The sequence below is a fragment of the Flavobacterium sp. W22_SRS_FK3 genome, assembly GCF_052113665.1.
Classification (GTDB): Bacteria; Bacteroidota; Bacteroidia; order Flavobacteriales; family Flavobacteriaceae; genus Flavobacterium.
The window spans coordinates 1-14613 of record NZ_JBGQOF010000014.1; the positions used below are offsets into that span (position 1 = coordinate 1).

13 protein-coding genes are annotated in these 14613 nt (G+C 32.6%); 10 read left to right on the forward strand and 3 right to left on the reverse strand.

Annotated features, from left to right (window positions below; all coding sequences use genetic code 11):
* The first annotated feature begins 624 nt into the window (after window positions 1–624).
* The 7 genes from ACEN2I_RS14155 (at window position 625) to ACEN2I_RS14185 (ending at window position 7647) form a co-directional block, all read left to right on the forward strand.
* Window positions 625–1032 carry a GNAT family N-acetyltransferase gene (locus tag ACEN2I_RS14155; RefSeq protein WP_441766855.1) on the forward strand — a complete coding sequence of 136 codons (408 nt, stop codon included), beginning with the start codon at window positions 625–627 and terminating at the stop codon, window positions 1030–1032.
* A gap of 92 nt (window positions 1033–1124) precedes the next feature.
* Entirely contained in the window at window positions 1125–2585 is a 1461-nt protein-coding gene (locus ACEN2I_RS14160; RefSeq protein ID WP_441766748.1) for a lipopolysaccharide biosynthesis protein, read from the forward strand.
* A 29-nt stretch (window positions 2586–2614) separates the two neighbouring features.
* On the forward strand, window positions 2615–3049 hold the full coding sequence (gene dut, locus ACEN2I_RS14165) for a dUTP diphosphatase (protein ID WP_441766749.1): 435 nt from the start codon (window positions 2615–2617) through the stop codon (window positions 3047–3049).
* A gap of 138 nt (window positions 3050–3187) precedes the next feature.
* Window positions 3188–4204: a sugar phosphate nucleotidyltransferase gene (locus ACEN2I_RS14170; protein ID WP_441766750.1), complete on the forward strand. Its 1017-nt coding sequence runs from the start codon at window positions 3188–3190 to the stop codon at window positions 4202–4204.
* Window positions 4205–4235: 31 nt separating this feature from the next.
* Window positions 4236–5585, forward strand: a complete 1350-nt coding sequence (locus tag ACEN2I_RS14175) for a tetratricopeptide repeat protein (protein ID WP_441766856.1) — start codon at window positions 4236–4238, stop codon at window positions 5583–5585.
* 8 nt (window positions 5586–5593) lie between these two features.
* Entirely contained in the window at window positions 5594–6370 is a 777-nt protein-coding gene (locus ACEN2I_RS14180; protein WP_441766751.1) for a DUF4292 domain-containing protein, read from the forward strand.
* 23 nt (window positions 6371–6393) lie between these two features.
* Window positions 6394–7647, forward strand: a complete 1254-nt coding sequence (locus ACEN2I_RS14185; protein ID WP_441766752.1) for a murein hydrolase activator EnvC family protein — start codon at window positions 6394–6396, stop codon at window positions 7645–7647.
* A 38-nt stretch (window positions 7648–7685) separates the two neighbouring features.
* Here ACEN2I_RS14185 and ACEN2I_RS14190 read toward each other — a convergent pair whose 3' ends face one another.
* From ACEN2I_RS14190 to ACEN2I_RS14200, 3 genes are read right to left on the reverse strand one after another with little or no spacing between them, the layout of a single operon-like run.
* Window positions 7686–8630, reverse strand: coding sequence for a transglutaminase family protein (locus ACEN2I_RS14190; protein WP_441766753.1), 945 nt, complete (start codon window positions 8628–8630; stop codon window positions 7686–7688).
* A gap of 4 nt (window positions 8631–8634) precedes the next feature.
* Window positions 8635–9576, reverse strand: coding sequence for an alpha-E domain-containing protein (locus ACEN2I_RS14195; protein ID WP_441766754.1), 942 nt, complete (start codon window positions 9574–9576; stop codon window positions 8635–8637).
* A 26-nt stretch (window positions 9577–9602) separates the two neighbouring features.
* Entirely contained in the window at window positions 9603–11039 is a 1437-nt protein-coding gene (locus tag ACEN2I_RS14200) for a circularly permuted type 2 ATP-grasp protein (protein WP_441766755.1), read from the reverse strand.
* A gap of 368 nt (window positions 11040–11407) precedes the next feature.
* Between ACEN2I_RS14200 and rbfA the strand changes: the two genes are divergently transcribed.
* The 3 genes from rbfA to ACEN2I_RS14215 all read left to right on the forward strand — a co-directional run bounded on the left by rbfA (window position 11408) and on the right by ACEN2I_RS14215 (window position 14599).
* The gene (rbfA, locus tag ACEN2I_RS14205) at window positions 11408–11800 is read left to right on the forward strand and encodes a 30S ribosome-binding factor RbfA (RefSeq protein ID WP_441766756.1); all 393 of its coding nucleotides are present in this window, start codon (window positions 11408–11410) and stop codon (window positions 11798–11800) included.
* Window position 11801: 1 nt separating this feature from the next.
* Window positions 11802–13001, forward strand: coding sequence for an ABC transporter permease (locus ACEN2I_RS14210; protein WP_441766757.1), 1200 nt, complete (start codon window positions 11802–11804; stop codon window positions 12999–13001).
* 170 nt (window positions 13002–13171) lie between these two features.
* Window positions 13172–14599, forward strand: coding sequence for an MATE family efflux transporter (locus ACEN2I_RS14215; protein WP_441766758.1), 1428 nt, complete (start codon window positions 13172–13174; stop codon window positions 14597–14599).
* The last annotated feature ends 14 nt before the right edge of the window (window positions 14600–14613 follow it).

Consider the following 14613-nt stretch of genomic DNA (forward strand, 5'->3'; position numbering starts at 1 on the left):
ATATAGAATATTTCCTTTTTAGACTAACTAATATTTATGCTTAATTTTTACTACTCCTCAGGTTTTCGTATTGATCCTTGTTATGAGAAAGGATAAAGTCTTGACAATCAAATTGTATAAAAGAAAAAGCCAACAATCAAATTGTTGGCTCTTGAATATTTTTAATTTTTTAATTTAAAATGATTTATAAAATGGTGATCCTCAATTTCCCCAAAAAATTGAGAATCAATACCATTTTAGAAAATTATTAAACAGATATAATCTGTTGTGCTTTGTCTTTTATGGGAACAAACTAGCTTTATTAGTCCCAATGCTCTGTTTTTTAAAGGGTTACATTTCAGCAGAATCAATCCCTGTGCTTTGTCTTTTATGGGAACAAACTAGCTTTATTAGTCCCAATGCTTTGCTTTTTTATAAGGGTTGTATTTTAGCTTTCCTCAATCCCTGTGATACAAATTTAACACACAAGTACTTATAAAATTTTATATAATTTTTATTCTTTCTTATAGATTTCACATGTTAACCTATTTATATCATATAATAGGAATTAAAAAAATCAGTATTTTTGAGTTCTATTTCTATTATAATGGAATTAATCATAAGGAGCTTATTAATATTGAAGAAATGCTGGTTCAAATTGATACTATGCGATTTCTTTATCCAAACTTGTCTGTTGAAAAATATAAATCATTTCTCTCAGAAATGGTTTCAAATAATTATATACAGATTGGAGTTTTTGAAAATAATGTCTGTTTGGGAATAACCGGCTGCTGGTCTTCTACAAAACTTTGGACTGGTAAATATCTTGAGATTGATAATTTTGTGGTAAAACCAGAGCATCGTTCTAAAGGAATTGGAAGATTACTAACACATTATATTGAGCAGAAAGCGATTGCTTTAGATTGCAGTAGTATTGTATTAGATGCTTTTACCGGCAATTTTGCTGCACACCGTTTTTATTATAATCAGGGTTATGAACCAAAAGGTTTTCATTTTGTTAAAATTTTAGACGAAAATAAATTAACAAAATAAAAAACAACGAAGTTTTTTTATTGAACCTTCAAAATCATTAATAAACCAAAGAATTGGTTATTTTTGTTTTTGCAAACTTTATTATTTTTATTTTGGGATTATATAAAAATCTATTCAAACAAACAGCCATTTACGGATTAGCAACAGTATTACCCCGAATGCTAAGTTTTTTATTGGTCAGGTTATATACTGGTATTTTACCAACAGCAGAATATGGTGAAGTTTCAATTGTTTTATCCTGGATGGTTTTCTTTAACGTACTACTTTCTTACGGAATGGAAACCGCTTTTTTTAGATTTTACAGCGCTGAGGATGATAAAAAAAATGTAATTGCGACAGCAACAATATCCATATTTTGGACTTCAATTGGATTTCTCTTTGCCGCTTTAATTTTTAGAAATACATTGGCGGGCTGGGCTGAAGTAGATACACAGTATGTTACCTATTCTGTTTGGATATTAGTTTTGGACGCATTGGTTTTAGTACCGTTTTCTAAACTTAGAGCGAATCAGAGACCAATGGTTTATGCAGCGATTAAAATAGGAAATGTTATTATAAATCTTTTACTAAATATCTTTTTCTTAGTTTATTTGCCTAAACTGGCAACCGAAAATCCAAATTCTGTCTGGGACAATCTATTTATTGAAAATTTCCAGATCGCTTATATTTTTATCGCAAACCTTCTGGCAAGTCTTGCCACATTTATTGTGCTTTCGCCAAATTATTTTTTATTAGGAAGAAGATTTGATCCTGTGCTTTGGAAAAAAATGATGAAATATGGTTTGCCAATTTTGGTTGCAGGTATTGCATTTGCCGTTAACGAGCATTTTGATAAAATTTTATTGGGTTATTTATTACCGGAAAATTTAGCAAAGTCTGAGGTAGGAGCCTATTCTGCCTGTTATAAGTTGGGATTATTTATGGTTTTGTTTGCAACGGCTTTCAGACTCGGAATTGAACCTTTCTTTTTTAGTCATGCAAAAAGCGAAAATGCACCTCAAACTTATGCTGTGATCACTAAATATTTTGTGATTTTAGGATCACTTATTTTATTAGGAGTAATTGTTTTTGCAGACATTTTAAAATATCTTTTGCTTGATAATAAATCCTATTGGGAAGCAATGAAAGTAGTTCCTTTAATTATTTTGGCAAACTTCTTTTTAGGAATTTATAACAATTTATCTGTTTGGTATAAATTGACAGACAAAACAAAAATAGGAGCTTATATTTCCATTGTTGGTGCTATTGTAACTTTGCTTTTAAATTATCTGTTAATTCCAAAATATAGTTATTACGGATCAGCAATTGCTACTATATCTGCTTACGGTAGTATGATGCTGATTTCTTATATTTTAGGAAACAAATATTATCCAATACCTTATGATATGAATAAAATTGGAGCTTATTTGGGAATTTCAATTTTGTTTTCGACTATCTCTTTTTATGGATTCAGAGAAAATTATTTTGTTGGGATTCCGTTATTATTAGCTTTTATATATTTTGTTTATCATAACGAAAAAGACACTATTAAAGGAATTATGAATAGAAAGTAAATTACTTTTTAAACTTTTTTAAATCAAAAATGAAAATTCAAATTATCAATAGATCACAGCAAGATTTACCAAATTACGAAACAATTGCTTCGGCAGGAATGGATTTACGTGCCAATTTAACCGAATCAGTAACGTTAAAACCATTAGAAAGAACCATTGTAAAGACAGGTCTTTTTATTGAATTACCAATTGGTTACGAAGCACAGGTTAGACCAAGAAGCGGATTAGCTGCAAAAAAAGGGGTAACCGTTTTAAATTCTCCAGGAACTGTTGATGCAGATTATAGAGGAGAAATAGGTGTAATTTTAGTAAATTTATCAAATGAAGAATTTGTAATTGAAAACGGAGAACGAATTGCACAATTAATTATTGCGAAACACGAAAGAGCTGAGTGGATCGAAGTAGAAATGCTTTCTGAAACATCACGTGGTGAAGGTGGATTTGGAAGTACCGGCGTTAAATAGTAATCCGTTTTGCTTTGTATTACAAAAGTCAAATAAAACTTTACAAACTTTTCCAAAAGCATTTGTAGCTTTTCGATTAAATGATAAACCAAACCAAGGAGATTTTTTTAAATCCTCCCATAAAAAATAAATATAAAAATGAAAATAATCGTTCCAATGGCAGGCCGGGGTTCCAGGCTCAGACCACATACATTAACTGTTCCAAAACCACTAATTCCTGTTGCAGGAAAAACCATAGTACATCGTTTAGTTGAAGATATTGCTAAAATTTTGAAAGAACCAATTGAAGAAGTGGCCTTTATTTTAGGTGATGAAGCTTTTTTTGGTAATGATGTTGTGGAGAGTTTAAAGGATTTAGCAAATGGTTTAGGAGCAAAAGCATCTATTTATCGCCAGGACTTACCTCTCGGAACAGGGCATGCCATTATGTGTGCCAAGGATTCTTTATCAGGTCCCGCAGTTATTGCATATGCGGATACTTTAATTAGAGCTGATTTTGAATTGGATCCGGCTGCAGATTCTGTAATTTGGGTAAAACAAGTAGATCAACCGGAAGCATTTGGCGTTGTCAAGTTAAACACTAATAATGAGATTATTGAACTGGTAGAAAAACCAAAAGAATTTGTAAGTGATTTAGCGGTTATTGGAATCTATTACTTTAAAGAAGTGGGTGATTTGAAAAAAGAGCTTCAGAATGTTTTGGATAATAATATTCAGAATGGTGGAGAGTATCAAATCAATGACGGGATTAAGGCTATGATGGCTAATGGAAAAGTTTTTAAAACCGGGAGTGTAGATGAATGGATGGATTGTGGAAATAAGGATGTCACGGTTGAAACCAATACCAGAATGTTAGGATTTTTGCATAATGATGGAGAACATTTAGTGGATTATAATGTAACTTTAGAGAATTCAACGATTATTCCACCTTGTTATATCGGAGAAAATGTAGTTTTGAAAAACACAACTGTAGGTCCAAATGTTTCCTTAGGAAAAGGAACACGTGTAGAAAACAGTACGATAAAAAACAGTTTGGTTCAGACAAATTCGCATATAAAAAATGCCAATTTAGATAATGCAATGATCGGAAATCATGTTAGTTATAACGGAAATTTTACCAATATCAGTATTGGTGATTATTCTGTTTTAGAATAAAATAATAATTTGAAATGAAATTATGTAAATGATGAGAAAAGCAGTTTTTGTAATTTTATTTTTCGTTTTGCTTGGCAATACAGCGAAGGTTATGGCTCAGACAGAACCGGAAGACATTGCTATGGCTACCGATGAATATCAGGACTCTTTTTATGAATCATTAAAACAGAAAGGAATTGAAAATTATGATAAAGCAATTGTTTCGCTGGAAAAATGTATCAAGTTACAACCAAATGATGCTGTCGCTTATTTTGAATTGGGCAAAAACTATTTAAAGCTCAAGGATTATCAAAGTGCTCAGAATGCATTTCAAAAGGCAACACAATTAGATTCAAAAAATAAATGGTATTGGTTAGGAATTTATGATGTGAGTTATGAAACCAAAAATTATTCTTTGGCAATTGAAACGATTCAGAAAATTATTCCGTTTGACGAAGAGTATAAGGATGATTTAATTTCGTTGTACATGATTACCAATCAATATGAGAAAGCACTTTTAACGATTAATGAAATGAATGATAAATTCGGAAAATCAGAAGATCGTGAAAGATACAAATTGCAGATTTTATCTCAGGATAAATATCAAAATGCTGCAATCGATAATTTGATCAATCAGATTAAACAAAATCTAAAAGAAGAATCTAATTATATAAATCTGATTATTTTATATTCAAAATCAGAAGAAACAGAGAAAGCTTTGGAAGTTGCAAAACAATTAGCAAAAGAGATTCCAACGTCAGAATGGGCGCAGGTAAGTTTATTTAAAGGTTATTTAGACCAAAATCAGGCAGATAAAGCGATAAAATCAATGAATACTATTTTATCAAATTCAAAAATTGATTCAAAAATTAAACACAGAACCTTAAATGAATTTTTGATTTATGTGAATAAAAATCCGCAATATGCTCCTGATTTAGAAAAAGCGATTGGTTATTTTGATAACGATCCAAATGTAGATGTTGCAAAAGAAATTGGAAAATTTTATCATAATAAAGGTCAATTTGAAAATGCCATTAAATATTATGAAAAAGATTTAGAATCCCGTTCAGATACAGATCGTGAAACTAATTTGCTTTTGCTGGAAGCGTATACTCAGGAGAATAAATTTGAGCCAATGACCAAAAGAGCAATGACGATGATTGAGATTTATCCAAGTCAGCCGCAATTTTATTATTATGCAGGATTAGGAAGTAATAAAATGAAGCAATTTAAGAATGCAAAAACCGTTTTAGAAATGGGTATCGATTATGTAGTAGATGATAAAAAGCTGGAAGCAGATTTTAATATTCAGCTCGGAGAGGCGCATAATGGATTGGGTGATGCGAAGAAAAAAGAGGAATACTTTTTGAAGGCAAATGAGTTATTAAAACAAAAAAAGTAAAGATTTAGATGAAAAAATATATAGCAATATTAATTGTAACCATTTTTATGATTTCCTGTAAATCAAAAGGAATTGCAGTACAAAATAGTAGCACAGAAACACCTGCCAAAATTGACAAGAAAACAGTAGAAAAACACTATGAAAACAAATTAGATTTTTCTACATTATATATAAAAGCGAGTGCGAAGTATGTTGATGAAAAACAAAGCCAGAATGTAACGGCTGAAATTAAAATTGAAAAAGACAAGCAAATTTTAGTAAGTATTCGTTTTTTGGGAATCACAATGGCAAAGGCATTAATTACGCCAACTGCAGTTAGTTACTACGAAAAAATAAACAGTAGTTATTATGAAGGTGATTTTACAAGTTTAAGTAAATGGCTTGGGACTGAACTGGATTACAGTAAAGTGCAAAATTTATTAGTAGGTGAAGCTTTAGATGATTTAAGAAAAGGGAAATATACACAAACAATTGTAGAAAACCTTATTCGTTTAGAAGATGAGAAAGAAATGAATATTAAAAAAGCTTACTATTTGGAACCTGAAAAATATTTGCTGCAAAAAGAACAAATTTTACAATCTGCAGAAAACAGAATGTTAGAAATTAAATATGCTGACAGTAAGATTTTTAATCAGGGTATCCTTCCAACAAGTATTGAAATTAATGCCATTCAGCCGAAAGGCAGAACAGATATTAATTTAAATTACAATACTATTTCGTTTAATGAAGAACTTTCTTTTCCATATAGTGTCCCAAGTGGCTATAAAAAAATTATAATTAAGTAAATTTGCAAAAAGATATCAGAAAAATGTCAAAATTTCTCCTAAGCCTAATTTTTATATGCGCCACAACTTTTATGTGGGCACAGGACTCGCAACAAGAAAAGCTGGAACAGCGAAAAGCCCAAATTCAGCAGGAAATCAGAGATAACGAAAAGATGCTGCAATCTGTAAAGAAAAAAGAAAAATCAGCAGTTAATATTTTTTTGATTCAGCAAAATAAAATAAAACTAAAAGAAAAACTGATTAATACTACGGCTAAGCAAGAAAGGCTTTTAAGCGATGGGATGTATACTAATCAATTAAAAGTAAATAAGCTTAAAAGAGAATTGGCTGTCCTGAAAGAAGATTATGCAAAAATGATTTTGAAGTCATACAAAAGCCGTTCTGAACAAAGTCGTGCGATGTTTATTTTGTCTTCAGAGAGTTTTTTGCAGGCTTATAAAAGAGCTCAATATTTAAAACAATATACCAATTTCAGAAAGAATCAAGGGTTAGAAATTCAGTCTAAAACAGCAGAGTTGCTTGACTATAATGCAAAATTAGATGGACAGCGAAAAGAAAAGAAAAAGATTATTGCTGAAAATCAAAAAGAAAAACAAAGTCTAGAAGTTGAAAGAAAAGAACAGCAAAAATTAGTTAACGAGATTAAAAAAGACAAAAATAAAATTATAGCCGATACAAGAAGCAAACAAGCAGAATCAAAACGAATAGACAGACAAATTGATCGTTTGATTCGTGAGGCTATTGCTGAGGCAAATAGAAAGGCGGCTTTAGAAAGAGCTAAAGAAAATCCTGGTTCAGCACCATCAAAAGCACCGGTTTCGTCATCAAGAATTGCTTTGACACCAGAAGGTAAAATTTTAGCAGCTGATTTTAAAGCAAACAGAGGAAAATTACCATGGCCTGTAGAAAAAGGGTTCATTTCGTTAGGGTATGGAGATCAGCCACATCCTATTTACAGTTCGTTAACGGTTCATAATTCAGGAGTAGAAATTACAACTGAATCAGGGGCAACAGCCCGTGCTGTATTTGATGGAATTGTTTCGGAAGTATTCATTACATCGCCGGTAAATAAGGCCGTTATGATTCAGCACGGAGATTACTTTACCGTTTATCAAAATCTTAGTTCAGTATCTGTAAGTCAGGGAGATAAAGTAAGTATCAAGCAAAGTATTGGAAAAGTGAGAACCAGCGGAGATACAGGAAAAACGATTATAAAGTTCCTTATTCTTCAAAATGTATCCTATAATAATCCGGAGGGATGGTTACAAAACAAATAAGGGAAGAGGCGATAAGCCTCTTTTTTGTTTATAATTTATTACTGCTGTTGCTGTAATTGATCCATATAATCCAACTGTTCTTGTACCCGGATAGAAACTTCTTGTAATTTTACATCATTGATTTCTTCAAATTGGCGTCCGTCTTCATAACCAATAGAAACACATACAGAAAGCGTCTGTCTGGCTAATCCTTTAAAAGTTCCTTTTATGGGAGTACAATCAGTAAAATTTCTTCCTACTGAAAGGCGTACATGATTATCCATTGTCCAGATATTATTGGTTGGGTCTAAACCCAGCCAGCCCTGAGTTGACGTATAAATTTCTACCCAGGCATGTGTAGCACCTTCGCCTCGAAGCCCGCTTTCATTAGGACAAATATAACCGCTCACATATCGGGAAGGAATACCGGCTGTTCGTAAAAGATGCAACAGAATATGCGCAAAATCCTGACAGACTCCTTTTTTGAGCATCAAAATTTCATCGACCGTAGTCTCAATATTGGTAATTCCCTTGGTATAAGTAAAGTGCTCAAAAACATACGAATTGCATTGCTGTGCAATTTCAATTATAGGTTTATTGTTTACATCTATTTTTTTTAATATGCTTTCAATTTCTGCTTGTTTTTCGATTTTATCAATATAACAAAGACGTAATAATAAAATGCTTTTTTCTTTTTCGGCCTGGATATCTTTCACGGAAGTGGAATCAATTTCGGGAATTTTAAGTGAATGATTGACCCGAACTAACATTCTGGATTCAATAGTCATTTCGGTATGGGTGTCTAAAACATTGAAATTACCCACACGGTTTCCATAATAATCCTGAGAAATATCAATATTAGGAGCATGAGTAATTAAAAGCTGATATTGTAATACTTCCTGATTTTCAAAATGATGTGGAAATAGGCGTATTTCGTTAATGCTTTCTTTTATGGGATATGTATATTGGTATTTTGTGAGGTGAACTATTTTGAAAAGCGCCATATAGTTAAGTATAAGAAAAGAATAATTTTGAAAAATCGGTTGAAAACTGAATTAACTGGTTTTTGGTATTTCGCAAAACATCCTCTAATTCCTGATTTGTTAAGTGCTGATAATCTGTAAAAGCAATGTAACTTTTTAAACGGCCAAACTGGTTCATTAATGTTCTTGCTTCACTTAAATTACTGTCTTTAAACAAACAATCTAAGTAAGTGTTAATAAAATCAAGGGTATAGATAACAGAATGTGCAAAATCCATATTAAAAATTACCTGATGGACCACTTTTCGGTTGTGAGAAATGTTGCTATAACTTTTTAGATATAGTTCGTATCCGGAAAGGGACAACAATAATCGTCTCCAATACATCAGATCTTCTTCGCCCTCAAGGTTATAATTAATAGGAGCAAAGTAAGCCTGGGTCATTGATATGGTTTGCAGGCATCTTTCGATATGTTTGCCAATGCTCGAAAAACACCAGCCCAATCCGCGAGGCATCGTAACCTGAAGGATTCCATTATAGAGCAGTAAATCCTTATTGAGTTTTGTAATTACATTTAAGGCATCAGATGTTTCCAGTTTTTTTGGCAAATCAGGGGAGTTCATAAAATGATACATCGAGTTAATATGTTCCCACAATTCTTTGGTAATTTTATCCTGAGAACCTCTGGCATTTTCACGTGCTTTTACCACTAAATTTTTTACCGAATTATCATTCTGATTATCGCAGATTATATATTTCAATACATGAGGTGTGTCATATTGTATGGAATGAATTTTGGCCTGAGACAAATTCGTGTAATATTCTAAAAGTGGTTTATAACCCTGAGAATCATTAATTTCTTTATCGAAAGACAAAATATAGGAAGTATTTAAGGTAAGTAACATTCCATCTGTTCTTTCCATATATCGGTTAAGCCAAAACATTCCGTCAGCAACTCTACTAAGCATATCTATTATTTTTGAATGTTTATAATTTATTTAATAATCCAGGTGTCTTTGCTTCCGCCACCCTGAGATGAGTTCACAACCAAGGAACCTTCTGTGAGTGCAACACGGGTTAAACCACCAGGAACAATCTGGACGCCTTTTGGTCCGCATAAAGCGTAGGGTCTTAAATCGACATGACGTAATTTAAGTTGTCCGTCAATTAAACACGGAACCGTGCTGAGCTGAATAATAGGCTGTGCAATAAAATTTCGGGGATTGTTGGTAATGGCACTTTTAGCCTCATCCATTTCTTCCTGGGTTGCTTTGTTTCCCATAATCATCCCGTATCCTCCACTTTGGTTGGTTTCTTTAATGACCATACTTTCCATATTAGCAAAAACATGCTCACGTTCGTCTAGATTTTCCATTCTATAAGTGGGAACATTTTTTAAGATAGGTTCTTGGTTCAGGTAGTATTTAATCATATCAGGAACATAAGCATACACGGCTTTGTCATCTGCGACTCCGTTTCCTACTGCATTTACCAAGGCTACATTGCCTTGTCTGTAAGCACTAATTAGACCCGGAACACCAAGGGCACTGTCTGGCTTAAAAACCAGAGGATCGAGATATTCATCATCAAGACGGCGATAAATCACATCAACTTGCTGTAACCCTGATGTCGTTTTCATATACACTTTGCTATTGTTTACCACTAAGTCACGACCTTCAACCAAGGGAATTCCCATTTGGCGAGCGAGGTAAGAGTGCTCATAATAAGCCGAATTATAAACTCCGGGTGTAAGTAAAACAACATTTGGATTGGAAATATTTCGAGGCGAAAGTGATATCAGAATACTATGGAAAATCATGGGGTAATTACTCACCATACTTACATGATTAGAAGAAAGCATATCCGGAAAAATTCTTTTGGTAATTTCACGATTTTCGAGCATATAACTTACACCGCTCGGGCATCGCAGATTATCTTCTAATACATAGAATTCGCCTTTTGCTCCTCTTATCAAATCGATTCCCGCAATGTGAACATGAATGTTGTGAGGTACTTTAATACCCTGAACTTCCTGAATATAATGCGGACATGAAGCAATTAATCCTGCCGGCATAATACCATCTTTTATAATGTTCTGTTCATTATAAATATCCTCCAAAAATAGATTTAGCGCCATTAAACGCTGTTTGATTCCTGATTCTACTTCGAGCCAGTCTTCCTGTGTGATGATCCTCGGAATAATATCAAACGGAAATATTCGCTCTATACCATTTTCATCATCACTATATACTGTAAAAGTAATTCCCTGATTCATAAATAAATCAGAGGCTTGTTTTTGTTTATTGGTCAAAGTTTTATGATTTAAACTTTGTAAAGTTTGAAAAACCTGACGATAAGAATCCCGAACGCCAGTGTTAGAAAACATTTCATCCCAACCATTATGATTTAAACTAGGTGCTAATTTCGCCATGTCTGAATTATTAAATAAATACCATTTTAAGTATTTTTATGAAAAATATTTATTTTTTTAATCCAAAATACAACTTTTTAAGATAATTAATTTTATTTAAATTGTGAATTTTATAATTTATGTTAGATTCGTTTTTTGAGGTTTTAATTTTGAAAATTTTCTTTTTTATGACTGTGTTTTTTTCAGATTTGATATTCTTAAAAAAGTATTACAGATGATTTGAATCGTTTTTAAAGAGAATTAAAAAAGATTTTAATTTATAATCAAATAATATAAATTTGATGAAAGCAGTATTAATCGTGTAAAAATCATATGATTGTTGAATATGAAATTGCATTGATTGAATTTAAAAATAGTATTTTTGCAGTATGGAAACTAATAGACAGAAAAAAATAGGCGGTGTCATCCAAAAAGATTTGGTAGATATTTTGCAAGGTGAAGTGAGAAAAAACGGAATTAATAATTTAGTAATTTCGGTATCCAAAGTAAGTGTAACTACAGACTTATCTGTGGCGACAGTTTATTTAAGTATTTTTCCTCAAGAGAAAGCAAAAGAAACTTTAGAGGGAATAAAATCTAATGCAACTTTAATTAAGCACGATTTGTCGCAACGTGTACGTTTGCAATTGCGTCGTGTACCAAATTTGGTATTTTTTATCGATGATTCTTTAGATTATATCGAAAAAATCGACAACGCTTTGTCAAATAGAGAAAACCCAATTGAAAACCGTGATCTTTTAGAAAAAAGAAGAAAATCATAAATTGAATTTCCCCCTTTACATAGCCAAACGTTATATTTTTAGCAGAAGTAAAAACAATGCTATAACTATTATCAACCGCATTGCCAGCATGGGAATCATTGTTGGTACTATGGCTTTGTTTGTGGTTTTATCCGTTTTTAGCGGTTTGAAGGTTTTTAGCCTTTCGTTTACAAATGAAATAGACCCTGATTTAAAAATTACCAGCACCTACGGAAAATCATTTTTGATTACACCAGATCAGGAAAATCAAATTAAGAAAATAGAAGGTGTCGCTTCGCATACAAAGATTATCGAAGAACGTGTTTTGTTTTTGTTTAAAGACAAACAGCAGGTTACCTATTTAAAAGGTGTTGATAGTTTGTATCCAGTGGTAAACGATATCAAAAAAAAACTTTTTAACGGTCAATGGCTAAAACCGGATACATATCAGGTGGTTATCGGGTATGGAATTGCTCAGGATTTTTCTATGGGAATACTGGATTTCGAAAACCCATTACAGGTATTTGCACCGAAACCGGGAAAAGGAGCTATTGAAAATCCGAATGAAGCTTTTAATAAAACAGATGTATTGCCAGTAGGTATTTATTCGGTAAGTGAAGAGCTGGATTCTAAATACGTATTTGCAGATTTAGGTTTGACACAGGAATTATTGATGTATAAAGCCAATCAGATTTCCGGAATTGAATTCAAATTGAAGCCCAATGCCAGCGAAGAGAGCATTAAATCTGAATTGAAAAAGATTTTTAATAATAAAATCACGCTAAAAAATAGGGCTGAGCTTAATGAGTCCTTATATAAAATGCTCAATACCGAAAATATAGTGGTTTACCTAATTTTTACGCTGGTCATAATTGTGGCACTTTTTAATTTGGTCGGAGCCTTAATTATGATGATTTTAGAAAAAAAAGGAAATTTAAAAACCCTATTTAATTTAGGAACTGAAATCAAATATCTGCGAAAAATATTTTTGCTTCAGGGAACTTTATTAAGCGTTTTTGGAGGTATAATCGGTCTTGTTTTGGGTGTAATTTTAGTATTCCTTCAACAGCAATATGAACTGATTATGATTACGCCAACTTTGGCCTATCCTGTTGTTTTTTCTTTTGAAAACGTATTAATTGTAATGGCAACCATTGTTACGCTTGGTTTTGTAGCTTCTTTAATTGCCAGCAGCCGAGTGAGTAAAAAGCTTTTAGATTAGTATTTCCTTCATCAAAATATTACTTATATTTATCGTCTTAAAAATTCACAGCATATGATTGTTTCTGCCTAATCCTAATTTTATTTTTCGAATAACTAGGATACTTACATTTTTTACTTTTCAGATCAGATGAATGCATCTGAACCAATTTTATCATTTATCCTAATACCATGACAGAAACAACAATACAGAAAAAATTATTTTCTAAAGTTTTCACTACATTAAAAACAGCAATCAAAGGTGACGAATCATTTGATTATACTTCCGGAAGCATAAAAAAAGCCGTCATTCTATTAGCCATTCCGATGGTTTTAGAAATGATGATGGAATCGGTTTTTGCTTTAGTCGATTTATATTTCGTTGGGCATTTAGAACACTCTAGTTTTGCGATTCAGACCGTTGGCTTAACCGAATCAGTCCTTACCATTATTTATTCTTTGGCAATCGGAATGAGCATGGCGGCAACAGCAGTTGTAGCACGACGCATTGGAGAAAAAGATCCAATTGCTGCTGCGAAAGCAGGAATGCAAGCTATCATTATTGCTTTTATAGTGAATAGCATAATGAGTATTTTAGGCGTAATTTATGCCAAAGATATTCTGATTTTGATGGGTTCATCGCTTGAAGCAGCAGAACACGGTTTTCGATTTACGCAAATTATGATTGGAAGCAGTTTATGTATTATGCTTTTATTCTTAATCAACGGAATATTTCGCGGTGCCGGAAATGCTGCCATTGCCATGAAAAGTTTATGGCTGGCTAATATCTGCAATATTATTTTATGCCCCATTTTGATTAATGGTTTAGGACCAATTCCTGCTTTTGGATTAATCGGAGCAGCTTTGGCAACCACTTTTGGAAGAAGTATCGGTGTACTATACCAAGTATATCATTTATTTTTTGGGAAAGGGGCTTTAAGAATTATAATCTCTTATTTTATTCCTGATTTTCATCAGATAAAAGCTTTGGTAAAAATTGCTGCTCCGGGAATTTTACAATTTGTAATCGCTTCCTGTAGCTGGATTTTTCTGGCAAAATTAGTAGCAACAACAGGAGGTGATCATGGTTCTGCAGGTTATCAGACAGCGTTGAGAATTATGATGTTTTTTATTCTTCCCGCTTGGGGATTGAGTAATGCAGCCGCAACTTTAGTCGGTCAAAATTTAGGTGCCAAACAAATAGAACGTGCCGAAAAATCAGTTTTTACAACAGCAAGATACAATGTGATTTTTATGGCTGCAATTACGGTTATTACCTTATGTTTTGGCAAATACATTGTTTCATTTTTCACTAATGATGAATTGGTCAGGACGGTTGCAGTTGAAGCCTTACAAATTATGAGCATCGGATTTGTTTTCTACGGAATCGGAATGGTTTTGATCAATACATTCAATGGAGCAGGAGATACCTGGACACCAACCGGAATTAATTTTTTCGGATTTTGGCTGTTCCAGATTCCACTAGCTTATGTATTGGCAAAACACTTTAATATGGGGCCAACTGGCGTTTTTATTGCAATTCCGGTTGCTGAAACCACCATAACTTTAGCAGGGATTGTGCTTTACAAAAGAGGAAAGTGGAAACGCATTCAGGTATAATATATAAAAAAGAC